This is a genomic window from Pseudomonas sp. DWP2-2 (assembly GCF_049897065.1).
GTDB lineage: Bacteria > Pseudomonadota > Gammaproteobacteria > Pseudomonadales > Pseudomonadaceae > Aquipseudomonas > Aquipseudomonas paracarnis.
The window spans coordinates 57,941-81,095 of sequence record NZ_JAFCVN010000007.1 but is presented as its reverse complement, the minus strand read 5'-3'; the positions used below and the strand labels follow the sequence as shown (position 1 = coordinate 81,095).

Genomic DNA, 23,155 nt, shown 5'->3' with positions numbered 1-23,155 from the left:
CGATTATTGACAAAAAAACCGCGCCCCAAAGGCGCGGTTTCTCGTAAACGGCCCGGCTGCGTGGGCCGGGCGTCCACATGATTTCAGAGCTTCAGGAGCTTTTTGCCTGGCGTTGCAGTTCGAGAGTTTCGAGCTCGTTTTTATAGTTGTGGGCGTCGCTCTCGTTGTGAAACATGCCGACCAATACGTCTTGCTGATGGACATCCCAGATGTGAATCCCGTGGCCTACTGCTTCATGGGACATATGTTCATCGTCGCGTTCAGTTACTTTTACAGTCATCTGCTTGCTCCAATCTCTGGTTGATCTGCGGCAAGTCGTCGCAGGCCTCTGTTATATGATTTGTTAGCTTGCTAAGTAAACTGATTTTGCGCGCAATAATTCATTGCGGGGAACGCAACAATGCTGCAAGCCTTGTAAACCAAGGCATTGCGTCGCCATCGCAGCGGCTTTATGACAAAAGTTTCATGTTCAGGTTGGCTAGGTTGACCTCGGCACCGCTATCGCAGGCAAGCCAGCTCCCACCTTGGAATGCATTCCACCGTGGGAGCTGGCTTGCCTGCGATAGCGGGAGTGTCGTCCCCTAAAAATCCCAGGCAAAAAAAAGCCCCGCATTCAGCGAGGCTCTTTTCGGTGCATCAGCAATCAGCTGCCTTTGACGGCCTTACCGTCAACGGTGCCATCCTGCAGCATGATGTTGTATTCCTTGCCGTCAGTCTCGACCTGACGCAGGGCAACCAGAATGCCGCCCTGGTCCTTGGCAAACCACATCTGTGTGATGCGCTTGCTCTGCGACGGGTCGCGCACGCGCTCGACCTTGATCGCGTCGATCGAACCGACCTTGGTCTGGACCTTTTCCGAGCCGATCACGCGGAAGTCGTAGGTATCGGTATCTGTACCTTCAACCACGCGGTAGCTCATGCTCTTCTTGCCGGCGGCAACATCGCGTTGCAGGGCAAGCTGGTAGGTGGACTTGTCGAGCATGCCGCTTTCGAGCGTGACATTGACCGGGTCTTTGTTTTCAAAGCCGGTGACTTTCTTGGCGCTCTGGTCGAAGTCCAGGTTGATCTTCTTCGCCTTGCCCAGGCCGCCGCGTTCGAAGCTGTAGCTCTTGGGTTGCAGGGTGTCCTTGTCGAACAGGATCACACTGGTTTCGGTCAGGCTGGCAATCATCATCGAGGCCTTGAAATTCAAGGTCCAGGTACCGTCGCCATTCTTGCTCAGGCTGCGTTCAGCCGAACCGCTCATGGGCAGTTGTTTCCAGTCGGCGGTGTAGCTGACGGAGAAGGGGTGAAGGTCTGCCGCTTGTACGGCAGGCAAAGCGAACAGCGCAAAAGCGAAAAGCAGGGCGCGACGCATAAAATCTCCTAGGTTCGAATCAAGTGGCCGCTGGCCGCGAGTAACTGGCCGTCCAATAATGCACCCTGGTCGCCAAGAATCAACCGTCCTTCGGCAAACCAGCGAACAGCCAGCGGGTAAATCCTGTGTTCCTGGGTATGAACCCGTTGCGCAAGCGTCTGCGCCGAGTCGCCTGACTCTACCGGAACCACTGCCTGTACGACCAGAGGCCCGCCATCGAGTTCCTCGGTCACAAAGTGCACGCTGCAGCCATGCTCACTGTCGCCGGCGTCGAGGGCGCGCTGGTGGGTGTGCATGCCTTTGTACTTGGGCAGCAGGGAAGGGTGGATATTGAGCAGGCGCCCTTCGTAGTGCCGGACGAAATCTGCGCTGAGGATGCGCATGAAACCCGCAAGGACCACGAGTTTGGGGTTGAAGGCGTCGATCAGTTCGATCAAGGCGCTGTCGAAGGCCTCGCGACCGTCGAACGCCTTATGATCCAGGGAGCGAGTATCGATACCCGCGTCACGGGCGCGTTGCAGACCGTAGGCGTCGCTGCGGTTGGAAATCACCGCAGCGATGCGCACCGGGCTGTCGCCGGTGCGCGTGCTGTCGATCAGGGCCTGCAAGTTACTGCCGGTGCCGGAAAGCAGCACCACGACATCACAGGTCTGGGGCATCAGTGAGCCTTGAGGTTCTTCAGTTCAACCTGGGCTGCGCCTTCGGCAGCAGTGGCGATCTGGCCAATGACCCAAGGTTGCTCGCCGGCTTCACGCAGCACGTTCAGTGCGGTTTCAACGTGTTCCTGCGCAACGCATATCACCATGCCTACGCCGCAGTTCAGCACGCGGTGCATTTCGGTTTCGTTGACGTTGCCTTTTTCCTGCAGCCAATCGAAGACAGCCGGGCGCTGCCAGCTGGCCACGTCGACAATCGCCTGGGCGCCTTTTGGCAGTACGCGCGGGATGTTGTCCAGCAGGCCGCCACCGGTAATGTGGGCCATGGCCTTGACGGCGCCGGTGTCCTTGATCAGCTTGAGCAGTGGCTTGACGTAGATGCGGGTCGGCGCCATCAGCAGGTCGGTCAGTGGCTTGCCGTCGAGCTGGATGTTCTCGATGTCGGCGCCGGACACTTCGATGATCTTGCGGATCAGCGAGTAGCCGTTGGAGTGCGGGCCGGACGATGGCAGGGCGAGCAGGGCGTCACCAGCAGCTACTTTGGAGCCGTCGATGATCTCGGCTTTTTCCACCACACCGACACAGAAGCCGGCCAGGTCGTAGTCTTCGCCTTCGTACATGCCTGGCATTTCAGCGGTTTCACCGCCGACCAGGGAGCAACCCGACAACTCGCAGCCGGCGCCGATGCCGGTCACGACCTGGGTCGCGGTCTCGACATTGAGCTTGCCGGTGGCGTAGTAGTCGAGAAAGAACAGCGGCTCGGCGCCGCACACCACCAGGTCGTTGACGCACATGGCGACCAGATCGATGCCGATGCTGTCGTGCTTGTTCAGGTTCAGGGCCAGGCGCAGCTTGGTGCCCACGCCGTCGGTGCCGGACACCAGTACAGGCTGCTTGTAGCCGGCCGGGATTTCGCAGAGGGCGCCAAAACCGCCCAGGCCACCCATGACTTCAGGGCGCGCAGTGCGCTTGGCGACGCTCTTGATGCGTTCGACCAATGCTTCACCGGCGTCGATGTCTACACCGGCGTCCTTGTAGCTCAGGGAGGGTTGCTTGCTCATGATCCAGGCCTTTAGGGGGGATTTCTGGGTAACGACCGGGCGGGCGGGGGCTTTTGGAAAGGGCCCTGCCGTTGACGGTCTGCGAAGGCGCGCGATTTTATCAGGCTTGAGGGGCAGCGGCCATCCTCGGGCCGACGGGCAGGGCATATGAGCTCAAAAAAATGCAAATCGGGCCGGTAATCGTGCGTATTAAGGTATAGCCTTGAGCTCGCTAGCGTTATGACAGTATGAAAACTTACCGGGACCCTGTGAATGTTTTACCGGTCGCTGTGTCACAGCCTTGCCAAACCGAGATCACGCGGTCTGTTCCAACCGCTAAATTTGTCGTTCGGGAATCTTCCATGCGTCTGTGTAAATTCTTCTTTGTAGGCTGCTTGTCGTTGGTCAGCCTGGCGAGTCATGCCGAAACCCTCAATGGCCTCTATCAAGTACTTGAACCAGTCAGCAGCCAGTCGCCCCAAGAGCGCGACCAAGCCACCCAGCGTGCCGTGCAGACCCTGGTGATCCGCCTGACCGGCGACGCCAAGGCCGCCGATGGCCCGGGCCTGGCAGCGATCCGCAAAGACCCGCAACAAATCATCAGCCAGTACGGCTACGACGCCGGCCCGCCGGAAAGCCTGCAAGTAGACTTCGACCCGGTCAGCACCGACCGCGCCTTGCGGGATGCGGGCCTGTCGATCTGGGGCAGCAACCGGCCGTCGATCCTGGGTTGGTGGCTGAACGATTCAACTGAAGGCAGCAGCCTGGTCGGCGATGGCCAGGCCGTTGCCCAGGCCCTGCGCCGAGCCGCGCAACACAGGGGTCTGCCGCTGCGCTTGCCGTTGGGAGACCTGGATGAACAGGTAGTCGCCACCGCGCCGAATCTTGAAAGCCCCGACGCCACGCCTTTGCGCGCAGCCTCCGAGCGTTACGGTGCCGATGCTTTGCTGGCGGTGCATGCGCGCCAGGAAGGCAGTCAATGGCAGGCCAAATGGCGCCTGTGGCTGGGCGACAAGGCTGAGGAGGGCACCGCCCAAGGCGCTGACACTGCCGCGCTCGCCGATGCGGTATTGCTGGCGGTCAGCCAAAAGCTGGCGCCACGCTTTGCGGTCAAGCCGGGCGTGAGCACTGAGCAACTGCTTGAGGTACAAGGCATGAACCTTGAGCGCTACGCCGCCCTGGGTCGTTTGCTGGAGCCCTTTGGCGGCCAGCCGCAGTGGGTGGATGGCAACCGGATTGTGTATCGCGTCAATGGCAGCGCCGAACAACTGCGCACCCAATTGAGCCTGGCCAAGCTGCAGGAAATTCCTGCTGGCGAAGCCCCGGCCCAGCCAGCCGTGATCGATGGCACGCAACCGGCTGTTGCACCTGAGCCCCAGGCGCAATTGCGTTTTCGTTGGTAAATAGTGTTCCTCCTTCTATATAGAAGAAGGGCGTAAAAAACAGATGGAGTGGTTTATGGCGGATACGCGTCGTTGGGTGTGGCTTGGCGGGATTGTCCTGCTGTGCGTTTTTGTGTTCTTGCTGCATTCGATCCTGACGCCGTTCCTGGTGGCGCTGCTGCTCGCCTACCTGTTCGATCCGGTGGTGGATCGCCTGGAAAAAGTCGGCATGTCGCGCACCTGGGGCGTGATCACGGTGTTTGCGCTGTTCACGTTGATCATCACGGCGCTGGTGTTGATATTGGTGCCGATGTTGGCCAAGCAGCTGTTTCGCCTCTATGAGCTGGCGCCGCAGATGCTCGACTGGTTGCAGCACACGGCGATGCCGTGGGCCCAGTCCAAGTTCGGGCTGGCGGATGGCTTCTGGAAGTTCGACAAGGTCAAGGCAGCCATCAGCGAGCACATGGACAAGACCACCGATATCGTTACGGTGGTGCTCAGCCAGGCGACTGCATCGAGCCTGGCGCTGATCGGCTGGTTGACCAACCTGGTGCTGATCCCGGTGGTGGCGTTCTACCTGCTGCGAGACTGGGACATCATGATGGCCAAGATCCGCAGCCTGCTCCCCCGCGACCGGGAAGAACGTGTTGTTTCCCTGGCAGCGGAGTGTCATGAGGTATTGGGTGCGTTCGTGCGTGGCCAGTTGCTGGTGATGCTGGCCCTGGGGGTGATTTACGCTGCCGGCCTGATGGCGATCGGCTTGGAGCTGGGGCTGTTGATCGGCTTGATCGCGGGCCTGGCGGCCATCGTGCCCTACATGGGCTTTGTGATCGGCATCGGCGCGGCGCTGGTGGCCGGGCTGTTCCAGTTCGGCGGCGACCTGTACCCGATGCTGGGGATTGTCGCAGTGTTCATGGTGGGCCAGGCCTTGGAAGGCATGGTGCTGACGCCACTGCTGGTGGGCGATCGAATCGGCCTGCACCCGGTGGCAGTGATCTTTGCGATTTTGGCGGGTGGCGAGCTGTTCGGCTTTACCGGCATCCTGTTGGCGCTGCCGGTGGCGGCGGTGATCATGGTGCTGGTGCGCCATGTGCACGACCTGTACAAGGATTCGGACGTGTATACCGGGGTGGATGAGCCCGAGTTGTAATCGCGGTGTCACAAACCCGGTCCAGGCCGGGTTTGTTGTTTCTGGCCCCGGGGTGCGTCAAACAAACTGCGTAAAACCTCCGGGTTAACGCAAACCTTTGATTTTGCTTGTGGTCTGCTGCATTGTGCGCCCGGCGTCACGGGTATAAACTTTGCAAACTTTACATAGAGGCCACTAACGGTTCGATGGGAGCCGTTCAGTCAGCATGAAACCGATTCAGCTGCCCCTAGGTGTGCGTCTGCGTGATGACGCTACCTTTATCAACTACTACCCAGGCGCCAATGCCGCTGCACTCGGCTATGTGGAGCGGCTTTGCGAAGCCGACGCCGGGTGGACTGAAAGCCTGATCTATCTGTGGGGCAAGCATGGCGTGGGGCGTACCCATCTGCTGCAGGCCGCGTGCCTGCGTTTCGAGCAGACGGGCGAGCCGGCGGTCTACCTGCCCTTGGCCGAGTTGATGGACCGCGGGATCGGCATCTTCGATAACCTTGAGCAATATGAACTGGTGTGTCTCGACGACCTGCAGGCAGTGGCCGGCAAGCCGGAGTGGGAAGAGGCGCTGTTTCATCTGTTCAACCGCTTGCGCGATAGCGGCCGGCGCTTGCTGATCGCTGCGTCCACCTCGCCGCGTGAACTGCCGGTGAAGCTGGCTGACCTCAAGTCGCGCCTGACCCTGGCGTTGATCTTCCAGATGCGCCCGTTATCCGATGAGGACAAGCTGCGTGCGTTGCAACTGCGCGCTTCCCGTCGTGGCCTGCACCTGACCGACGAAGTCGGGCACTTTATCCTCACCCGTGGCACTCGCAGCATGAGCGCGCTGTTCGATTTGCTTGAGCAACTCGACCAGGCTTCCTTGCAGGCACAAAGAAAATTGACGATCCCTTTCCTGAAAGAAACTTTGGGCTGGTAAGGTCTTGATTTCCCGTGTGTCGGCATTTTCAAGGCGTCAGAAAACCTGCGTTTGAGCCCGAGGGGCTACGCAACTGAACCGAAAAATGGAATCACGGCTTAGATGGCATAGTCGAAACGATAAGTCACATAGATCGCGATTGAATTTGCAAATCGATGTGATAGAGGGCATAGTCTCGGCTTCTTTACACATCAGCCACGGTCGTGCCCATGCTAAATCGCTTCGCACCCCTCGTGCCTCTCGCACTCGTTACCCTGTTGTTTGGTTGCGCCTCCCACCCTCAGCAGGTGGCAGAACAGCAAAAACCACAGGTTCAAAATCAGGCAAAGTTCGTTGCTGCACAGTCTGCTTCTGTTTATGAAGAAGAGGTGGCAACCGAAAAAGAACTCGCCGAGTTCTCTGACAGCAAGCCTTACCAACTGCCTCTTCTGGCCGATAGTATCCTTGAGCGCGGCATGTCCTTGATCGGTACCCGTTACCGTTTCGGCGGCACCTCGGAAGCCGGTTTTGATTGCAGTGGTTTCATTGGCTACCTGTTTCGTGAAGAAGCCGGCATGAATCTGCCGCGCTCTACACGCGAGATGATCAACGTGAATGCACCGTTGGTCGCGCGCAACAACCTCAAGCCCGGTGATCTGCTTTTCTTTAGTACCAGTGGCCGCGGTCGTGTCAGTCACGCCGGTATCTACCTGGGCGATAACCAATTTATCCACTCCAGCAGCCGCCGCAGTGGTGGTGTTCGGGTCGATAACCTGGGTGACAGCTACTGGAGCAAAACCTTCATCGAAGCCAAGCGTGCACTCGCCATGGCTCCGACTACGGTTACCGCTAGTAAGTAAAGTTAAAGTGATACTTGAAGTTTGACGTGTAAGCGCTAGAATCCCTGGACATTGTTGTCATCCGTTCGCGCGAGCTTTGCTTGCGCGTTCTGGTTTTCAACGTTCGGCAGCGAAAGCCGCATCCAGACCAGGATTGTTCTGCACATGTCGACCTCGGCCCGCCTGATGCTTATTGTTTGCGCCGCGCTGCTCAGCGCCTGCGCCAGTCGTACACCGCCGCCCGCGCCCGTCGCGGTCAAGCCTAAGCCGGTGTTCAACTATGCCACCCAGAATTTCTCGCCTGCTGCCGAAGACGTGCTCTTTCGTGCGCTGGGCCTGGTCGGCACACCTTACCGCTGGGGCGGCAACACACCGGACTCGGGGTTTGATTGCAGTGGCCTGATCGGCTTTGTATTCCGCGACGCTGCCGGCATCTCATTGCCGCGCACCACCCGTGAATTGATCGTGATGCGTGCCCAGGACGTCAGCGAACAAAACCTGCAAACCGGCGACCTGCTGTTCTTCGCTACCGGTGGTGGTTCGCGGGTCAGCCATGCGGGCATCTATGTGGGGGAGGGCCGCTTCGTACACGCGCCTCAAACCGGCGGTACGGTGAAGCTGGATACGCTATCCAAAGCGTATTGGCAGAATGCCTACCTGAGTGCCAAGCGCGTGTTGCCAGGGAATCTGGCGCGTAACCCCTGAATCAATAAAACTCCAAAATGTGGGAGCGGGCTTGCCCGCGAATGCAGTGTGTCAGTCAACGGATTGGTTGGCTGGGCCACCGTAATCGCGGGCAAGCCCGCTCCCACATTGGTGTGTGGCGATTTACTTAACAGCCGACACTCGCCAAACCTTATTGCCCACATCATCGGCCACCAGCAAATCCCCCTGCTGATCTATCACCACGCCGACCGGCCGGCCCATGGCTTTCTCATCGCTATCAAGAAACCCCGTCAGCACATCCACCGGTTGCCCTTTCGGCTGGCCCCCTTCGAAGGGCACGAAAATCACCTTGTAGCCACTGTGCGGCTTGCGGTTCCAGGAACCATGCTGGCCGATAAATGCGCCATTACTGAAGGGAGCGGGCAGTTTGCTGCCCTCGGCGAAGGTCAGCCCCAGCGACGCAGTATGAGGGCCTACCGCATAGTCGGGAGCGATGGCCTTGGCGACCATGTCCAGGTTCTGCGGGGTGACACGCACATCCACATGCTGGCCGTAATAACTGAAAGGCCAGCCGTAGAAGCCGCCATCCTTGACCGAGGTGATGTAATCCGGCACCAGGTCACTGCCGATCTCATCGCGTTCGTTGACCGCCGTCCACAGCTTGCCGCTCTGTGGCTCCCACGCCATGCCGTTGGGGTTGCGCAGGCCGGAGGCAAAAATGCGGTGTTGGCCGCTGGCGCGGTCGACTTCCCAAATGGCGGCGCGGCCCTGTTCGGCTTCCAGGCCGTTTTCGCCGACGTTGCTGTTGGAGCCGACGCTCACGTACAGCTTGCTGCCGTCCTGGCTGGCCACCACATTTTTGGTCCAGTGGTGGTTCAAGGGGCCACCGGGTAAATCCACCACCTTGGCGCCTGGGGCTGTGATTGCGGTTTCACCCGGCTGATAGGGGAAGCGCAGCAACTTATCCGAATCGGCCACATACAGGTCGTTGCCTACCAAGGTCATGCCAAACGGCGAATTGAGGTTCTCCAGGAACACCGTGCGAGTTTCTGCCACACCGTCATGGTCGGCATCGCGCAGCAAGGTAATACGGTTCGGGCTCGGCACCCCGGCGCCAGCGCGATCCATGACCTTTTCCATCACCCAGCCACGTACGCCTTTGGCATCGTCCGGCTTGGGCGGTGCATTGGTCTCGGCCACCAGCACGTCGCCGTTGGGCAGCACGTAGAGCCAGCGCGGATGATCCAGGCCTTCGGCGAACGCGGCCACTTGGGTACCGGCGGCGGCGATGGGCTTGGCGCCTTCGGGCCAGCCGATGGCCGGGGCGATATTGACGGTGGGGATCAGCGTCTTGTTCGGCTCCGGCAACTTGGGCGAGGGACCGGTGCCATCGGCGACCTGCAGGGTCGAGCTTTCGCCGCACGCGGCGAGGCTGCCTGCAAGCATGATCAGTAGGGCGAGTCGGGTTTTAGGCATGGTTTTCTCCTTGATACCTGTAGGGGTAGAGAAGCACGAACGGCAGATGGTTCAAGTACAAGGCCAGCTTTAATTGACGCTCCACCCCCAACCCACTAACCTTCGCGGCTTGTTCCAGGTGCTCTGTGGCGCGTGCGTCGACAGAGTGAAACAGGGAAGCCGGTGAGTGAGCGCACTTGTACACAGTGCCGCCGCGATTCCGGCGCTGCCCCCGCAACGGTAAATGAGTCAAGACGGTGCTGTTTGCCACTGTATCGCGTGCGATATGGGAAGGCGCACCCTCGGCTGCTTGCTATCAAAAGCGCCACTCATGAGCCCGGAGACCGGCCTGGATCATCCAACAGCATCACGGTGGGCGATGCTTGGCTGTCTGTTTTTTCTTTTTCCTGCCCGCCGTTTTTGTCCAGCCCCAACGGAGAGCTGCCATGACTGATTCCCCCGACCGCGACGAACGCCACTTGGCGCGCATGCTGCGCAAAAAAGCCGTGATTGACGAGCGCATCGCCAATTCCCCCAATGAGTGCGGCCTGCTGCTGGTGCTGACCGGCAACGGCAAAGGCAAGAGCAGTTCGGCGTTCGGCATGTTGGCCCGGGCCATGGGGCATGGCATGCAATGCGGTGTGGTGCAGTTCATCAAGGGGCGTAACAGCACCGGCGAAGAATTGTTTTTCCGCCGCTTCCCCGAGCAGGTGCACTTTCATGTGATGGGCGAAGGCTTCACCTGGGAAACCCAGGATCGCCAGCGCGATATCGCCGCTGCCGAAGCGGCTTGGGCGGTGTCCCGGGCCATGTTGAATGACCCCTCTATCGGCTTGGTGGTGCTGGATGAACTGAACATCGCCCTCAAGCACGGTTACCTTGACCTGGACCAGGTACTCAGCGACCTGCAAGCCCGCCCGCCCATGCAGCATGTGGTGGTCACCGGCCGTGGCGCCAAGCCTGAGCTGATCGAAATGGGCGACACCGTCACCGAAATGGGCATGCTCAAGCACGCGTTCCAGGCCGGTATCAAGGCACAGAAAGGCGTCGAACTTTGAATCAGCCCCGTCATTGCCCGGCCGTATTGATCGCCGCTCCGGCGTCCGGCCAGGGCAAAACCACGGTCACCGCCGCGCTCGCCCGTTTGCACCGCAACCTGGGACGCAAGGTGCGCGTGTTCAAATGCGGGCCGGACTTTCTCGACCCGATGATCCACGAGCGTGCCAGTGGCGCGCCGGTGTACCAGTTGGACATGTGGATGGTGGGCGAGCAGGAAAGCCGCCGCCTGCTCTGGGAGGCCGCGGGGGAGGCTGACCTGATCCTCATCGAAGGCGTGATGGGCCTGTTCGACGGCACGCCTTCCAGCGCTGACTTGGCGCGGCACTTCGGTGTACCGGTGCTGGGCGTGATCGATGGCACCGCCATGGCCCAGACGTTCGGCGCTTTGGCCCTGGGGCTGGCGCGCTATCAGCCCGACCTGCCGTTCGCCGGCGTGCTGGCCAATCGCGTCGGCACCCTGCGCCATGCGCAATTGCTTGAAGGCAGCCTCACCGAGGGCTTGCGTTGGTACGGCGCGTTATCCCGTGAGACCGGCATCGAACTGCCCAGCCGCCACCTGGGCCTGGTGCAAGCCAGCGAACTGAATGACCTTGATATACGCTTGGATGCTGCCGCCCAGGCGTTGGGCAGCAGTTGCGAAGTGGCCCTGCCGCCGCCGGTAACCTTTGCCGCGCCGCAAGTGGTCGAGGCCGAGCCCTTGCTGGTCGGTGTGCGGATTGCCGTGGCCCGTGACGAAGCCTTTGCCTTTACCTACGGCGCCAGCCTGGATTTGCTGCGGGCGATGGGCGCCGAGTTGAAGTTCTTTTCACCGATCCATGATCGCCAATTGCCTCAAGCTGACAGCCTCTATCTGCCCGGCGGCTATCCGGAACTGCACCACCAGGCATTGTCGGCCAATACCTCGATGCTGGGCGCAATTCGTGCTCATCACGCCGCTGGCAAGCCACTGCTCGCTGAATGTGGCGGCATGCTCTATCTGCTCGACTCCTTGACCGATGTGGACGGTACACGCGCCGAACTGGTTGGCTTGTTGCAAGGCGATGCGGTGATGCAGAAGAAACTCGCGGCCCTGGCGCTGCAAAGTGTCGAGCTGCCGGAGGGGACCTTGCGTGGGCATACCTATCATCATTCTCTGACCAGTACCGAATGGGAGCCGATTGCCCGTGGGCTTAGCCCTAACGGTGGGCGCGGTGCCGAGGCGGTCTATCGACAAGGGCGGATGACGGCGTCCTATGTGCACTTTTATTTTCCGTCGAATCCTGGCGCGGTGGCCGCGTTGTTCGCGCCAGACCTTGAGACAGCTATCGCAGGCAAGCCAGCTCCCACAGGGGAATGCATTCCAAATGTGGGAGGGGGCTTGCCCCCGATGAGGCCATGACTGACAACGCTTTCCCCCAAGCCGATCGCGAGGCCGTCTATCGCGCCATCGCCGAACGCCGCGACATGCGCCACTTCCGCGGTGGCAGCGTCGCGCCTGAACTGCTGCAACGCCTGCTCCACGCCGCGCACCAGGCGCCCAGTGTCGGCCTGATGCAGCCGTGGCGTTTTATCCGCATCAGCGACCGTTCGTTGCGCAGCCAGATTCAACAGTTGGTGGAAGAAGAGCGCGTGCGCACCGCCGAAGCTTTGGGCGAGCGCTCCGATGCGTTCATGAAGCTCAAGGTCGAAGGCATCAGCGACTGCGCCGAGGTACTGGTCGCCGCCTTGATGGACGATCGCGAGCGCCACATCTTCGGGCGCCGCACCTTGCCGGAAATGGACATGGCCTCGCTCTCCTGCGCCATCCAGAACCTGTGGCTGGCGGCGCGCGTGGAAGGGTTGGGCATGGGCTGGGTTTCGCTGTTCGACCCCCAGGCCCTGGCCGAGTTGCTGGGTTTGCCACCCGGTGCAAAGCCCCTGGCAGTGTTGTGCCTGGGCCCGGTGGCAGAGTTTTACCCGGCACCGATGTTGCAGCTCGAGGGCTGGGCCGAGCCGCGACCGCTAAGTGACATGCTGTATGAAAACAAGTGGGGAGTGAGTCAATGAGTGTGGCCTTGCTGTGTGTCGCTGCGGTGGCGCTGGATGCGCTGCTGGGTGAGCCCAGGCGCTGGCATCCGCTGGTGGCGTTCGGCAATTTCGCCGGGCGCATCGAGCAACGTTTCAATACTGGCGGGCGTGGCTGGCGCAGCCATGGTGTGACCGCGTGGTTTATCGCGGTGGTGCCGCTGACCCTGCTGGCCACGGCGTTGTCTTGGGCGCCTTATATCGGCTGGCTGCTGGAGATCCTGGCGCTGTACTGCGCCTTGGGCATGCGCAGCCTGGGCGAGCACGTGACGCCGGTGGCCCAGGCTCTGCGCCGTGATGACCTGGACGAAGCGCGCACGCGTGTGAGTTACCTGGTCAGCCGCCAGACCAGCGAACTGGACCGTACTGAAGTCGCGCGCGCAGCCACCGAATCGGTGCTGGAGAACGGCAGCGATGCGGTATTCGCCGCGTTGTTCTGGTTCGTGGTGGCCGGTGTGCCGGGCGTGGTGCTCTATCGTCTGAGCAACACCCTGGACGCCATGTGGGGCTATCGCAATGAGCGCTTTGAGCGCTTCGGTTGGGCAGCCGCCAGGATCGATGATGTGCTCAACTATATTCCTGCGCGCTTGGTGGCTTTAACCTACGCGCTATTGGGTAAAACCCGCCTGGCGCTCAAATGCTGGCGCACCCAGGGGCCGACCTGGGACAGCCCCAACGCCGGCCCGGTGATGGCGGCAGGGGCCGGTGCCTTGGGTGTGGAGCTCGGCGGCGCGGCGATTTATCACGGCGAGGTGCATCAGCGCCCGCCATTGGGCGAAGGCCCGCCGGCCGACGCCGATTCCATTGATCGCGGCTGGCAACTGGTGCAGCGCGGCGTGTGGCTGTGGCTGCTGGTCCTGTGCGTGGGGGCGCAAATCTATGCTTGAACATGGTGGTCGGCTGCGTAAGGCCGCGATTGAGTACGGCATTGCCGAAGCGGATTGGCTCGACCTGTCCAGCGGCCTGGCGCCCTGGCTGTGGCCGATTCCCGAGATTCCCTTGCGTGCCTGGGCGCGCTTGCCGGAAACCGATGACGGCTTGGAGAAGGCTGCCAGCGAGTATTACGGTGCTGGCCCGTTGCTGCCGGTGCCGGGTTCCCAGGCAGCGATCCAACTGCTGCCGCGACTGCGTCGTTCCGGTAAGGTCGGCGTGCTTTCGCCCTGTTACGCCGAGCATGCCGAAGCCTGGCGCCGTGCCGGTTATGTGGTGCGTGAAGTGCAGGAGCAGGAAGTCGACTTCTTTCTCGACAGCCTCGACGTGCTGGTCGTGGTCAACCCCAACAACCCCACCGGCTTGAGCCTGAGCCCGCAACGCCTGCTGGACTGGCATGCGCGGCTGGCCCAGCGCGGTGGCTGGCTGGTGGTGGACGAGGCGTTCATTGACGTGACCCCGGACTTGAGCCTGGCCAGCCATGCCGATCAGGTCGGCTTGATCGTGCTGCGCTCATTCGGCAAGTTCTTCGGCCTGGCCGGCGTGCGCCTGGGCTTTGTGCTGGCCGAGCGCAAGTTGCTCAAGCTGTTGGCCGAACAGGTCGGGCCCTGGGCTGTCAGTGGTCCGACGCGGGTGCTGGGCCAAGTGTGCCTGCGCGACACCGACGGGCATGCGCGCCAGCGCAGCCGTTGCATCGCAGCCGGCCAGCGTCTGTTCGAGTTGCTTGAGCGCCGCGGCCTTCAACCTCACGGTGGCTGCGCATTGTTCCAGTGGTTGATTACCCCCCACGCTGAACGGCTGTACGAGTTCATGGCCCAACGCGGCATCCTGCTGCGCTTGTTTGTGCACAACAGCAGCGTGCGCTTGGGCCTGCCCGGCACCGACGCCGACTGGCTGCGCCTTGACGAAGCCCTGGCCGCCTACAAGGACGCCACATGACCACGTTGATGGTGCAGGGCACCACCTCCGACGCCGGTAAAAGCACCCTGGTGACTGCGCTGTGTCGCTGGCTGGTACGCCAGGGTGTCGCGGTGGTGCCGTTCAAGCCGCAGAACATGGCGCTCAACAGCGCGGTGACCGCCGAAGGCGGCGAGATCGGCCGTGCCCAGGCGGTGCAGGCCCAGGCTGCCAACCTGGCACCCCACACCGACATGAACCCGGTGTTGCTCAAGCCCAACAGCGACACCGGCTCCCAAGTGATCATCCATGGCCGTGCTGTCACCAGCATGAATGCTGTGGCCTATCACGACTACAAAGCCATTGCGATGCAAGCGGTGCTGGCCTCCCACACGCGTTTGAGCCAGGCCTACCCGGTGGTGATCGTCGAAGGCGCGGGCTCACCGGCCGAGATCAATTTGCGCGCCAATGACATTGCCAACATGGGCTTCGCCGAAGCGGTGGACTGCCCGGTGCTGTTGATCGCGGACATCAACCGCGGCGGCGTGTTCGCCCATCTGGTCGGCACCCTGGAGCTGCTGTCGCCCAGTGAGCAGGCCCGGGTCAAGGGCTTCATCATCAACCGTTTTCGCGGCGATATCGCGTTGCTGCAACCAGGCCTGGACTGGCTCGAAGCGCGGACCGGCAAACCGGTAGTCGGCGTGCTGCCCTACGTGATGGACCTGCACCTGGAGGCGGAAGACGGCATCGACCAGCGCCAGATCGACAAGGCCGCCCAGGTGCTCAAGGTGGTGGTGCCGGTGCTGCCGCGCATCAGCAACCATACCGACTTCGACCCGCTGCGCTTGCACCCCCAGGTGGACTTGCAGTTCGTCGGGCCGGGCCAGGCGATACCTGCTGCTGACCTGATCATCCTGCCGGGCTCGAAAAGCGTGCGCAGTGACCTGGCCTATCTGCGTGCCAACGGCTGGGATACTGCCGTGGCGCGGCATCTGCGTTATGGCGGCAAAGTACTGGGGATCTGCGGCGGCTTGCAGATGCTCGGCGAGCAAGTCCATGACCCATTGGGCCTGGAGGGGCTTGCGGGCTCCAGTGCCGGCCTTGGGTTGCTGGCGTTCAGCACAACCCTGGAACAAGAGAAACAACTGCGCAATGTGCGTGGGCGTCTGGTATTGGAAGATGCCGACGTCAGCGGTTATGAAATCCATGCGGGGGTGACTTGCGGCGCTGCCTTGGCAAGCGCTGCGGTACTGCTGGACGATGGCCGCAGCGATGGCGCGCAGAGCCCTGATGGGCAAATTCTAGGCACCTACCTGCACGGCCTGTTCGAGACCCCGGCTGCGTGCAGCGCGTTGCTGCGTTGGGCCGGGTTGCAGGATGTGCAAGAGGTGGATTATCACGGCTTGCGCGAGCGCGATATCGAGCGGTTGGCGGACTTGGTGGAGCACCACTTGGACACCGATTTGTTGCGCAAGCTATGTGGGATCTGACGGTGTTCACACCATCTAACTGTGGGAGCTGGCTTGCCTGCGATAGCCATGTGTATCTACACAACGCTGTAGTGCTCAACGGTAACCACGATGCGAAGCGAGCCGCCCTTGATCTTGATCTGCTTTTGATCTTGATCTTAGGCGCCCCGTTAAACCACGCTGGCCGGAATTCCACAGTGATTTGGGGGGTAAACCGGCAGGGATGCCGGTTTAGCCGCCCCGCGCCATGGATGGCGCGTGGCGGCGGCCCCCCAAATCACTGGCGGATTACGGGCACACCGAGCCTGGGCGAGGTGCCGAGTGGTGGGGCAAGAGCGTTTTGCTTACTTTTGCGCTTTTCAAAAGTGAGCCGCTGTAAAAGCGGAACCCTAAGTGGCCGTTACCGCAGAAATGGATATGTACACGGTCCAACTGTGTTGACTGTCAGGCCGTCTTCGCAGGCAAGCCAGCTCCCACATTTGGGTCGCGGTGCGTCAGCTGGATCAGCGTCGGCTGTCAGGCCGTCACGGGAGCAAGCTCCCTCGCCACATCGTTTGCCAGGGGCCTTTGCATGTATCAATTGATCCTCGGCGGCGCCCGTTCGGGCAAGAGCCGTCTGGCCGAAAAGCTTGCAGCAGAGAGCGGGCTTGCCGTCATTTATATCGCCACCAGCCAGCCGCTCGATGGTGAGATGAACGAGCGTGTCACTTTGCACCGCCAGCGTCGCCCCGACCATTGGGGCCTGGTTGAGGAGCCCATCGAGTTGGCGCGTGTGCTGCGAGAGAACGCCGCCACTGATCGCTGCCTGCTGGTGGATTGCCTGACCTTATGGCTCACCAATCTTCTGATGCTCGAAGACCCGGCGCGCCTTGCGTGCGAGCGTGATCAACTGTTGCAAACCCTGGCTTCGCTGCCGGGAGAAATCATTTTTGTCAGCAACGAGACCGGTCTGGGTGTCGTGCCGCTGGGCGAATTGACTCGCCGTTATGTGGATGAAGCCGGTTGGCTGCATCAAGCCTTGGCCGAGCAATGTCAGCGCGTTGTGCTGACGGTTGCCGGCCTGCCCCTGACTTTGAAAGGTACTGCGTTATGACCGACTCCTGGTGGCTCAACCCCTGCAAGACGGTGAATGCCACAGCCCACGAACAGGCGCTGGCGCGTCAGCAGCAGTTGACCAAGCCCGCTGGCTCCCTCGGCCAGTTGGAGGCCCTGGCGGTGCGGTTGGCGGGTTTGCAGGGCCAGGTCAAACCGTCGGTGGATCACCTGTGGATCGTGATTTTTGCCGGCGATCACGGCGTGGTCGCTGAAGGCGTGTCGGCATTTCCCCAGGCGGTGACCGGGCAGATGCTGCAAAACTTTGTCACCGGTGGTGCGGCAATCAGTGTGTTGGCGCGGCAACTGGAAGCGCAATTGGAAGTGGTTGACCTTGGGACGGTCACGCCGTCCCTGGATTTGCCCGGCGTTCGTCACCTGAATATCGGCGCGGGCACGGCCAATTTCGTGCATGGCCCGGCGATGACTCAGTCTCAGGGGCAACTGGCCCTGCAAGCCGGGCGAGACAGCGCACACCGCGCCCTGGCAGGCGGCGCGCAGCTGTTTATCGGCGGCGAGATGGGCATCGGTAACACCACCGCCGCCAGTGCCTTGGCCTGCGCATTGCTGGATTGCCAGGTCACTGACCTTACAGGCCCTGGTACCGGTTTGAACGCCGCAGGGGTCAGCCATAAGGTCGCGGTCATCGAGCGCGCCTTGGCGTTGCACACCGGTCAGCGCGGCGATGCGTTGCAAACCCTGTTCAATCTCGGCGGTTTTGAAATTGCAGCCTTGGTTGGCGCCTACCTGGCCTGCGCCCAGGAAGGCATGGTGGTGCTGGTGGATGGGTTCATCTGCAGCGTGGCCGCGCTGGTGGCGGTGCGCTTGAACCCGGCATGCCGCGAATGGCTGGTGTTCGGCCATCGGGGTGCCGAGCCGGGTCATCGCCATGTGCTGCACAGCCTCGATGCGCAACCGTTGCTGGAACTGGGCCTGCGGCTGGGCGAAGGCAGCGGCGCGGCGTTGGCGGTGCCCTTGTTGCGTCTGGCATGCGCGCTGCACGGGCAGATGGCGACCTTCGCCGAAGCCGCCGTGGCGGATCGCCCCGCATGACCTTGCGCCTGGACCTGCTGCGCCACGGCGAAACCGAGCTGGGCGGCGGCCTGCGTGGCAGCCTGGACGATGCGCTGACCGCCAACGGCTGGCAGCAGATGCGCGACGCAGTGGTGGGGCAAGGGCCCTGGGATCGGCTGATCAGCTCGCCGCTGCAACGCTGCGCTCTGTTCGCCCGGGAGCTGGGGACGCAACTTGATTTGCCGGTGAGTCTGGAGCCTGACTTGCAGGAGCTTCACTTCGGCGCCTGGGAAGGGCAGAGTGCGGCCGCGTTGATGGATACCGATGCCGAAGGGTTGGGCTTGTTCTGGGCCAACCCCTATGGCTTCACGCCGCCGGAGGGTGAGCCTGTCATCCAGTTTTCCGAGCGCGTGCTTGGCGCTGTCGCCCGGCTGCATCAGGCGTACGCGGGCCAGCGCGTGCTGTTGGTCTGTCATGGCGGTGTGATGCGCCTGCTGCTGGCTCAGGCGCGAGGGTTGCCCCGTGAGCAACTGCTGAATGTTGAAGTGGGTCACGGTGCCTTGTTCGGCCTGCAGGTTGAAGCCGATGGTGTGTTGAAGGAAGGACTCTGACGATGCTGCCGTTCTGGATCGCCCTGCAATTTCTCAGCAGCCTGCCCATTCGCTTGCCGGGCATGCCGCAACCTCAAGAACTGGGCCGTTCGTTGTTGTTTTATCCGCTGGTTGGGTTGCTGTTCGGCGTGCTGTTATGGGGCCTCAACCAGGTGTTGCAGGGCGCCCCGTTGCTGTTGCACGCCGCGTTGCTGCTCACAGCCTGGGTGTTGCTCAGCGGTGGCCTGCACCTGGACGGCCTGGCCGACAGCGCCGATGCTTGGCTGGGTGGTTTTGGCGACCGCGAGCGCACCCTCAGCATCATGAAAGACCCGCGCAGCGGCCCGATTGCGGTGGTCACCCTGGGCTTGGTGCTGCTACTCAAGTTCAGCGCGCTGGTGGCATTGATCGAACAACACAATGGCGCCGCGTTGATCCTGGCGCCCCTGATCGGACGCGCTTCGATGCTGGCGCTGTTTCTCAGCACGCGCTATGTGCGGGCGGGCGGATTGGGCCAGGCACTGTCAGACCATCTGCCGCGAATTGTCGGCCAACAGGTGCTGATCCTCAGCGGGTTGGCCTGCATTCTGATCGGCGGTTTCAGCGGCGGCATCGCGGTGTTGCTGGCGGCACTGTGTTTCGTGTGGCTGCGCCAGTTGATGGTCAAGCGTCTGGGCGGTACCACCGGCGACACTGCTGGCGCACTGCTGGAGCTGCTTGAAGTCGCGGTGCTGGTCGGGCTGGCGCTGTAACGCTTTCTTGCAATTGATTAACTCCGGGTATATACACGCTCTATGCTTGCCTCCCAATGTTTATGCACCAACCTGCGACGCGCTGCCCGTGGCGTCAGCAGGCACTACGACGGCGCTCTCGACGGCTTCGGGATCAACGTTGCCCAGTATTCTCTGTTGTGCAACCTGCAGCGCCTCGATCAACCGAGCATTTCCAGCCTGGCGGACGCCATGGGCCTGGATCGCAGCACCCTGGGGCGCAACCTGCGCGTCCTGGAAGGTGAGGGGCTGGTGCAGTTGGTCGAGGGTGACGATTTGCGCAACCGCCTGGTGGTGTTGACTGCCACAGGGCAAGAGCGGCTGACTGCCGCGTTACCGGCTTGGGAAGCGGCGCAACAGAAATTGATTGATAAGCTCGGCGCCGAAAAGCGCGAAATGTTGTTGGCCTTGCTGGATGAACTCGCCTGAATGGCGGTTTGTTCGACTACAAGCGGGTATATACCCGCGAACGGAGAATAAGAAATGACCTCGATGTGGCGCACCAGTGGTTGGGTCCTTTTAGGGAGTGCGCTGATCCTGGCGTTGTCCTTGGGCGTACGGCATGGCTTTGGCCTGTTCCTGGCGCCGATGAGCAGCGAATTCGGTTGGGGGCGTGAAACCTTTGCCTTTGCCATCGCCTTGCAGAATCTGATCTGGGGCTTGGCGCAGCCATTTACCGGGGCCTTGGCCGACCGTTTCGGCGCGACCAAGGCGGTGTTTGTCGGCGGGGTGTTGTACGCCGTCGGCCTGGTGCTCATGGGCATGTCCGACTCCGCGTGGTCACTGTCGTTGAGCGCAGGTTTGCTGATTGGCATTGGCCTGTCCGGCACCTCGTTCTCGGTGATTCTCGGCGTGGTTGGCCGCGCCGTTGCGCCAGAAAAACGCAGCATGGCCATGGGCATTGCCAGCGCCGCCGGCTCGTTCGGCCAGTTCGCCATGGTGCCCGGCACCCTCGGCTTGATTGGTTGGCTGGGCTGGTCGGCCGCCTTGCTGGCGCTGGGCTTGATGGTGGCGTTGATCCTGCCGCTGGTCGCCATGCTCAAGGACCGGCCGCTGGCGGTCACGGTGGGCCAGCAAACCCTGGGCGAAGCGCTGAAAGAGGCCTGCTCCCACTCCGGCTTCTGGCTGCTGTCCTTCGGCTTTTTTGTGTGCGGTTTCCAAGTAGTGTTTATCGGTGTGCACTTGCCGGCGTACCTGGTCGACCAGCACCTGCCGGCCACGGTGGGCACCACGGTGCTGGCCTTGATTGGCCTGTTCAACGTATTTGGCACCTACACGGCGGGTTGGCTCGGTGGCCGCATGTCCAAGCCGCGTCTGCTCACCGGCTTGTATCTGTTGCGGGCGGTAGTGATTGTGTTGTTCCTGTGGGCGCCGGTCACCGAAGTCACGGCGTATCTGTTTGGCATGGCGATGGGATTCCTGTGGTTGTCCACGGTGCCGCTGACCAATGGCACCGTCGCGACCCTGTTTGGGGTGCGCAACCTCTCGATGCTCGGCGGGATCGTGTTCCTGTTCCACCAACTGGGCTCGTTCCTCGGCGGGTGGCTGGGCGGGGTGGTCTATGATCGAACCGGCAGCTACGATTTGATCTGGCAGGTGGCAATTTTGCTCAGCCTGCTTGCCGCCGCGCTGAATTGGCCGGTGCGTGAGCGGCCGGTGGCGCGCATTCAGGCGCAGATGGAGGCGGCATGAGCATGACAGCGCGTCTTATGCTGTTGGCTGTGGGGCTGGGGTTGTTGTTGCTGGCCTGCTGGGGTTGGCAACGGGGCGGCCTGGCGTTGATGCAACTGGGCATGGCGATCTGCTAAGTTGTGGGTCTGAACTGACTCAAGGACTTTTGACATGCAGATGCGCTGGCTCGCTGTACCCGTCCTGATGGCTATTGGCAGCGTGGCGATGGCCGCCAGTTGCCCACCGTTGCTGGAGGGCCAACTGCCCAAGCTGCGGGCCAAGGAATCCATCGACCTGTGCCAGCAATTCGCTGGCAAACCCTTGGTGATCGTCAACACGGCGAGCTTCTGCGGCTTTGCCCCGCAATTCAAGGGCCTGGAAGCGTTGTATCAGCGCTACAAGGGCGAAGGTCTGGAAGTGATCGGCGTGCCGTCCGATGACTTCAAACAGGAAGCCAAGACCGGGGAAGAAACCGCCAAGGTCTGCTACGTGAATTATGGCGTGACCTTCACCATGACCGAGCCGCAGAAGGTCAAGGGGCCGGATGCGGTGCACCTGTTCAAGGTGCTTGCACAGCAGGCCGACGCCGCGCCCAAGTGGAACTTCTACAAGTATGTAGTGGATCGCCAGGGCAATCTGGTTGCCAGTTTTTCCAGCCTGACCAAGCCGGACAGTCCGGAGCTGATCAAGGCGGTGGAACAGGCATTGGCTTCCAAATCCTGACCGCCAGCCAAACAAAAGCCCCGCCTCCTTCACAGGAGAGCGGGGCTTTTTTATACGACTGCGGTTAGAACTTGTAGGTCATGCCCAAGCCGAAACCGTTGGCGCTGTTTTCATACTTGGCGTTGTAGCTGGCCAATTGGTTGGAGCGCGAGATCTTGACGTCCTCTTCCTTCAGGTAGGAGTAGGCCAGGTCGATGGTCATGTTATCCATGACCTGGTAGCCCAGGCCCAGGCTGAAGATAGTACGGTCGCCGGTCGGGATGCGCGGTGAGCGATCCGTGTTGTTGGTAGGCGACTGGTCGAATGTCAGGCCGGTACGCAGTACCACTTGCTTGGTGAGCTGGTACGAAGTACCCACGGCGTAGGCCCAGGTGTCGTGCCAGTTCTGGTCTTCCTTGATTGTGCTGACCAGGCCTGGGGCAAGCGCGCCGCCAGTAGCGCCGCTGACGCCTTCGTTCTTGACGGTGATGTCTTTCAGGCGGCTCCAGCGTGTCCAGGTTGCACCGGCGTAGAGTTTCCAAGCGTCGGTCAGGTCTTGAGTGACGGACAGGTCGTAGGACTCAGGTGTGTCGATTTTCAGCGAGGCGTCATAGCGGTTGCTGCGCAGGAACGGCGAGGTCGCGGTCGGTGCGGTGACTTCGGTGTGGCCGTCCAGCTTGTAGCTGACCTTGGAGTGGTAGGTCAGGCCGACACGGGTGGTATCGGTGGCTTGGACCAGTACGCCGATGTTGAAGCCCAGCGCGGTGTCGTCACCCTTGATCTTGATATTGGTGTCTGGCGCGCGAGGGTTCAGCGTCAGGTCCGATTCCAGGGTGCCGGCAATGCGGTTGATGGTCGGGCCAAAACCCACGGAAACGCGGTCGTTGAAGGCGTAGCTGACGGTCGGTTGCAAGGTGATGACTTTCACTTCGCTCTTGCTGCCAAAGCCACGGCCCTGGAAGCCGCTTTCGTAGTCGGTTACCAGGCCGAACGGCGCATAGACGCCGAAGCCGACAGCCCACTGGTCGTTGAGCTTATTGGTGTAGAAACCGAAAGGCACGGCAGTGAAAGGCACCATATCGCCTTTGTTGCTGCCAGCGGAGCGGCCGCTGACATTGCTGATATCGGTGGAGGCATCAATGGCTGCAACGCCACCGGTGATCTGTTGGCCTTCCAGGCGTGCCATACCGGCAGGGTTACCGAACACAGTGCTCGCATCATCGGCAGAAGAAGAGCGACCTGCGAAACCGGTACCCATCCCGCTGACGCTCTGTTCGTTGAGGGCAAAGCCGCTGGCGAACAATTGGGAGGATGCCATGGCAACGGCGAGGCTAAGTGTGGTCTTGAGCATTACTTTTTTCATTATTAGAACTCCGTGTGATCACCGCTGCGGAAAGTATCAATAAATTTCACATCGCGCTATAGGCTGTAATGCAGGAGATAGAGCGGTTTTGTAGGACAATCCGACCAAAATTGCCGTTTTT

The 23,155-nt window shown here is 61.4% G+C and carries 24 protein-coding genes and 1 riboswitch; of the genes, 18 read left to right on the top strand and 6 right to left on the bottom strand.

Annotated features, from left to right (window positions below):
* Nucleotides 1–91: 91 nt before the first annotated feature.
* The 4 genes from ACP7CZ_RS17080 to purM form a co-directional block, all read right to left on the bottom strand.
* Complete coding sequence (locus tag ACP7CZ_RS17080) at nucleotides 92–280, bottom strand: hypothetical protein (protein WP_003193064.1); 189 nt, start codon at nucleotides 278–280, stop codon at nucleotides 92–94.
* 363 nt (nucleotides 281–643) lie between these two features.
* A complete protein-coding gene (locus ACP7CZ_RS17075; RefSeq protein WP_014719399.1) occupies nucleotides 644–1,357 on the bottom strand; it encodes a DUF3108 domain-containing protein in 714 nt (237 codons plus the stop codon).
* 8 nt (nucleotides 1,358–1,365) lie between these two features.
* Nucleotides 1,366–2,016, bottom strand: a complete 651-nt coding sequence (gene purN, locus ACP7CZ_RS17070) for a phosphoribosylglycinamide formyltransferase (RefSeq protein WP_003193061.1) — start codon at nucleotides 2,014–2,016, stop codon at nucleotides 1,366–1,368.
* Nucleotides 2,016–3,074, bottom strand: coding sequence for a phosphoribosylformylglycinamidine cyclo-ligase (gene purM, locus ACP7CZ_RS17065; RefSeq protein WP_014719398.1), 1,059 nt, complete (start codon nucleotides 3,072–3,074; stop codon nucleotides 2,016–2,018). The genes purN and purM overlap by 1 nt, the downstream gene beginning before the upstream one ends.
* A 341-nt stretch (nucleotides 3,075–3,415) precedes the next feature.
* On the opposite strand from purM, the gene ACP7CZ_RS17060 reads away from it, so the two are divergent.
* The 5 genes from ACP7CZ_RS17060 (at nucleotide 3,416) to ACP7CZ_RS17040 (ending at nucleotide 8,018) form a co-directional block, all read left to right on the top strand.
* Nucleotides 3,416–4,456 carry a DUF2066 domain-containing protein gene (locus ACP7CZ_RS17060; protein WP_070415432.1) on the top strand — a complete coding sequence of 347 codons (1,041 nt, stop codon included), beginning with the start codon at nucleotides 3,416–3,418 and terminating at the stop codon, nucleotides 4,454–4,456.
* Between the two features lie 55 nt (nucleotides 4,457–4,511).
* Entirely contained in the window at nucleotides 4,512–5,585 is a 1,074-nt protein-coding gene (locus tag ACP7CZ_RS17055; RefSeq protein ID WP_003193054.1) for an AI-2E family transporter, read from the top strand.
* A gap of 205 nt (nucleotides 5,586–5,790) precedes the next feature.
* Nucleotides 5,791–6,495 carry a DnaA regulatory inactivator Hda gene (gene hda, locus ACP7CZ_RS17050; protein ID WP_014719395.1) on the top strand — a complete coding sequence of 235 codons (705 nt, stop codon included), beginning with the start codon at nucleotides 5,791–5,793 and terminating at the stop codon, nucleotides 6,493–6,495.
* Nucleotides 6,496–6,704: 209 nt separating this feature from the next.
* On the top strand, nucleotides 6,705–7,334 hold the full coding sequence (locus tag ACP7CZ_RS17045; protein ID WP_003193051.1) for a C40 family peptidase: 630 nt from the start codon (nucleotides 6,705–6,707) through the stop codon (nucleotides 7,332–7,334).
* Nucleotides 7,335–7,478: 144 nt separating this feature from the next.
* Nucleotides 7,479–8,018, top strand: a complete 540-nt coding sequence (locus ACP7CZ_RS17040) for a C40 family peptidase (RefSeq protein WP_003193049.1) — start codon at nucleotides 7,479–7,481, stop codon at nucleotides 8,016–8,018.
* 123 nt (nucleotides 8,019–8,141) lie between these two features.
* On the opposite strand, the gene ACP7CZ_RS17035 is transcribed toward ACP7CZ_RS17040, so the two are convergent.
* Nucleotides 8,142–9,455: a PQQ-dependent sugar dehydrogenase gene (locus ACP7CZ_RS17035; protein WP_054920198.1), complete on the bottom strand. Its 1,314-nt coding sequence runs from the start codon at nucleotides 9,453–9,455 to the stop codon at nucleotides 8,142–8,144.
* 99 nt (nucleotides 9,456–9,554) lie between these two features.
* Nucleotides 9,555–9,801: riboswitch (cobalamin riboswitch) on the top strand.
* A gap of 79 nt (nucleotides 9,802–9,880) precedes the next feature.
* Between ACP7CZ_RS17035 and cobO the strand changes: the two genes are divergently transcribed.
* From cobO to ACP7CZ_RS16970, 13 genes are all read left to right on the top strand, one after another.
* Nucleotides 9,881–10,492, top strand: a complete 612-nt coding sequence (gene cobO / locus ACP7CZ_RS17030; protein ID WP_034128326.1) for a cob(I)yrinic acid a,c-diamide adenosyltransferase — start codon at nucleotides 9,881–9,883, stop codon at nucleotides 10,490–10,492.
* A complete protein-coding gene (locus ACP7CZ_RS17025) occupies nucleotides 10,489–11,871 on the top strand; it encodes a cobyrinate a,c-diamide synthase (protein ID WP_103299625.1) in 1,383 nt (460 codons plus the stop codon). Before cobO ends, ACP7CZ_RS17025 begins: the two co-directional genes overlap by 4 nt.
* Nucleotides 11,868–12,518, top strand: a complete 651-nt coding sequence (gene bluB / locus ACP7CZ_RS17020; protein ID WP_034128328.1) for a 5,6-dimethylbenzimidazole synthase — start codon at nucleotides 11,868–11,870, stop codon at nucleotides 12,516–12,518. The genes ACP7CZ_RS17025 and bluB overlap by 4 nt, the downstream gene beginning before the upstream one ends.
* Nucleotides 12,515–13,423, top strand: coding sequence for an adenosylcobinamide-phosphate synthase CbiB (gene cbiB, locus ACP7CZ_RS17015; protein WP_034128329.1), 909 nt, complete (start codon nucleotides 12,515–12,517; stop codon nucleotides 13,421–13,423). The genes bluB and cbiB overlap by 4 nt, the downstream gene beginning before the upstream one ends.
* Entirely contained in the window at nucleotides 13,416–14,405 is a 990-nt protein-coding gene (gene cobD, locus ACP7CZ_RS17010) for a threonine-phosphate decarboxylase CobD (RefSeq protein WP_294165455.1), read from the top strand. Before cbiB ends, cobD begins: the two co-directional genes overlap by 8 nt.
* Nucleotides 14,402–15,853, top strand: coding sequence for a cobyric acid synthase (locus ACP7CZ_RS17005; RefSeq protein WP_294165457.1), 1,452 nt, complete (start codon nucleotides 14,402–14,404; stop codon nucleotides 15,851–15,853). Before cobD ends, ACP7CZ_RS17005 begins: the two co-directional genes overlap by 4 nt.
* A gap of 550 nt (nucleotides 15,854–16,403) precedes the next feature.
* The gene (gene cobU / locus ACP7CZ_RS17000) at nucleotides 16,404–16,925 is read left to right on the top strand and encodes a bifunctional adenosylcobinamide kinase/adenosylcobinamide-phosphate guanylyltransferase (protein ID WP_060764462.1); all 522 of its coding nucleotides are present in this window, start codon (nucleotides 16,404–16,406) and stop codon (nucleotides 16,923–16,925) included.
* Nucleotides 16,922–17,977: a nicotinate-nucleotide--dimethylbenzimidazole phosphoribosyltransferase gene (gene cobT, locus ACP7CZ_RS16995; RefSeq protein ID WP_294187678.1), complete on the top strand. Its 1,056-nt coding sequence runs from the start codon at nucleotides 16,922–16,924 to the stop codon at nucleotides 17,975–17,977. The genes cobU and cobT overlap by 4 nt, the downstream gene beginning before the upstream one ends.
* Nucleotides 17,974–18,549 (top strand): alpha-ribazole phosphatase family protein, encoded by a 576-nt coding sequence (gene cobC, locus ACP7CZ_RS16990; protein WP_294187681.1) that lies wholly within the window; start codon nucleotides 17,974–17,976, stop codon nucleotides 18,547–18,549. Before cobT ends, cobC begins: the two co-directional genes overlap by 4 nt.
* Nucleotides 18,550–18,551: 2 nt before the next feature.
* Nucleotides 18,552–19,280 carry an adenosylcobinamide-GDP ribazoletransferase gene (locus tag ACP7CZ_RS16985; RefSeq protein WP_054920193.1) on the top strand — a complete coding sequence of 243 codons (729 nt, stop codon included), beginning with the start codon at nucleotides 18,552–18,554 and terminating at the stop codon, nucleotides 19,278–19,280.
* 42 nt (nucleotides 19,281–19,322) lie between these two features.
* On the top strand, nucleotides 19,323–19,727 hold the full coding sequence (locus ACP7CZ_RS16980; protein ID WP_034128336.1) for a MarR family winged helix-turn-helix transcriptional regulator: 405 nt from the start codon (nucleotides 19,323–19,325) through the stop codon (nucleotides 19,725–19,727).
* Between the two features lie 54 nt (nucleotides 19,728–19,781).
* A complete protein-coding gene (locus ACP7CZ_RS16975) occupies nucleotides 19,782–20,990 on the top strand; it encodes an MFS transporter (RefSeq protein WP_014719382.1) in 1,209 nt (402 codons plus the stop codon).
* A 150-nt stretch (nucleotides 20,991–21,140) separates the two neighbouring features.
* Nucleotides 21,141–21,692, top strand: coding sequence for a glutathione peroxidase (locus ACP7CZ_RS16970; RefSeq protein WP_294187684.1), 552 nt, complete (start codon nucleotides 21,141–21,143; stop codon nucleotides 21,690–21,692).
* Between the two features lie 64 nt (nucleotides 21,693–21,756).
* On the opposite strand, the gene ACP7CZ_RS16965 is transcribed toward ACP7CZ_RS16970, so the two are convergent.
* Nucleotides 21,757–23,034, bottom strand: a complete 1,278-nt coding sequence (locus tag ACP7CZ_RS16965; protein ID WP_003193026.1) for an OmpP1/FadL family transporter — start codon at nucleotides 23,032–23,034, stop codon at nucleotides 21,757–21,759.
* Nucleotides 23,035–23,155: the final 121 nt, after the last annotated feature.

Excerpts from the sequence above, each read along its gene's own strand:
- cobT (WP_294187678.1), top strand. The coding sequence starts at position 16,922 with ATGACCGACTCCTGGTGGCTCAACCCCTGCAAGACGGTGAATGCCACA.
- ACP7CZ_RS17075 (WP_014719399.1), bottom strand. The coding sequence starts at position 1,357 with ATGCGTCGCGCCCTGCTTTTCGCTTTTGCGCTGTTCGCTTTGCCTGCC.
- ACP7CZ_RS17040 (WP_003193049.1), top strand. The coding sequence starts at position 7,479 with ATGTCGACCTCGGCCCGCCTGATGCTTATTGTTTGCGCCGCGCTGCTC.
- ACP7CZ_RS17005 (WP_294165457.1), top strand. The coding sequence starts at position 14,402 with ATGACCACGTTGATGGTGCAGGGCACCACCTCCGACGCCGGTAAAAGC.
- ACP7CZ_RS17045 (WP_003193051.1), top strand. The coding sequence starts at position 6,705 with ATGCTAAATCGCTTCGCACCCCTCGTGCCTCTCGCACTCGTTACCCTG.
- cobO (WP_034128326.1), top strand. The coding sequence starts at position 9,881 with ATGACTGATTCCCCCGACCGCGACGAACGCCACTTGGCGCGCATGCTG.
- ACP7CZ_RS17055 (WP_003193054.1), top strand. The coding sequence starts at position 4,512 with ATGGCGGATACGCGTCGTTGGGTGTGGCTTGGCGGGATTGTCCTGCTG.
- ACP7CZ_RS16970 (WP_294187684.1), top strand. The coding sequence starts at position 21,141 with ATGCAGATGCGCTGGCTCGCTGTACCCGTCCTGATGGCTATTGGCAGC.
- ACP7CZ_RS16975 (WP_014719382.1), top strand. The coding sequence starts at position 19,782 with ATGACCTCGATGTGGCGCACCAGTGGTTGGGTCCTTTTAGGGAGTGCG.
- ACP7CZ_RS16965 (WP_003193026.1), bottom strand. The coding sequence starts at position 23,034 with ATGAAAAAAGTAATGCTCAAGACCACACTTAGCCTCGCCGTTGCCATG.
- ACP7CZ_RS16980 (WP_034128336.1), top strand. The coding sequence starts at position 19,323 with ATGCTTGCCTCCCAATGTTTATGCACCAACCTGCGACGCGCTGCCCGT.
- hda (WP_014719395.1), top strand. The coding sequence starts at position 5,791 with ATGAAACCGATTCAGCTGCCCCTAGGTGTGCGTCTGCGTGATGACGCT.
- ACP7CZ_RS16985 (WP_054920193.1), top strand. The coding sequence starts at position 18,552 with ATGCTGCCGTTCTGGATCGCCCTGCAATTTCTCAGCAGCCTGCCCATT.
- ACP7CZ_RS17060 (WP_070415432.1), top strand. The coding sequence starts at position 3,416 with ATGCGTCTGTGTAAATTCTTCTTTGTAGGCTGCTTGTCGTTGGTCAGC.
- purN (WP_003193061.1), bottom strand. The coding sequence starts at position 2,016 with ATGCCCCAGACCTGTGATGTCGTGGTGCTGCTTTCCGGCACCGGCAGT.
- ACP7CZ_RS17035 (WP_054920198.1), bottom strand. The coding sequence starts at position 9,455 with ATGCCTAAAACCCGACTCGCCCTACTGATCATGCTTGCAGGCAGCCTC.
- cbiB (WP_034128329.1), top strand. The coding sequence starts at position 12,515 with ATGAGTGTGGCCTTGCTGTGTGTCGCTGCGGTGGCGCTGGATGCGCTG.
- cobD (WP_294165455.1), top strand. The coding sequence starts at position 13,416 with ATGCTTGAACATGGTGGTCGGCTGCGTAAGGCCGCGATTGAGTACGGC.
- bluB (WP_034128328.1), top strand. The coding sequence starts at position 11,868 with ATGACTGACAACGCTTTCCCCCAAGCCGATCGCGAGGCCGTCTATCGC.
- purM (WP_014719398.1), bottom strand. The coding sequence starts at position 3,074 with ATGAGCAAGCAACCCTCCCTGAGCTACAAGGACGCCGGTGTAGACATC.
- ACP7CZ_RS17080 (WP_003193064.1), bottom strand. The coding sequence starts at position 280 with ATGACTGTAAAAGTAACTGAACGCGACGATGAACATATGTCCCATGAA.
- cobC (WP_294187681.1), top strand. The coding sequence starts at position 17,974 with ATGACCTTGCGCCTGGACCTGCTGCGCCACGGCGAAACCGAGCTGGGC.
- cobU (WP_060764462.1), top strand. The coding sequence starts at position 16,404 with ATGTATCAATTGATCCTCGGCGGCGCCCGTTCGGGCAAGAGCCGTCTG.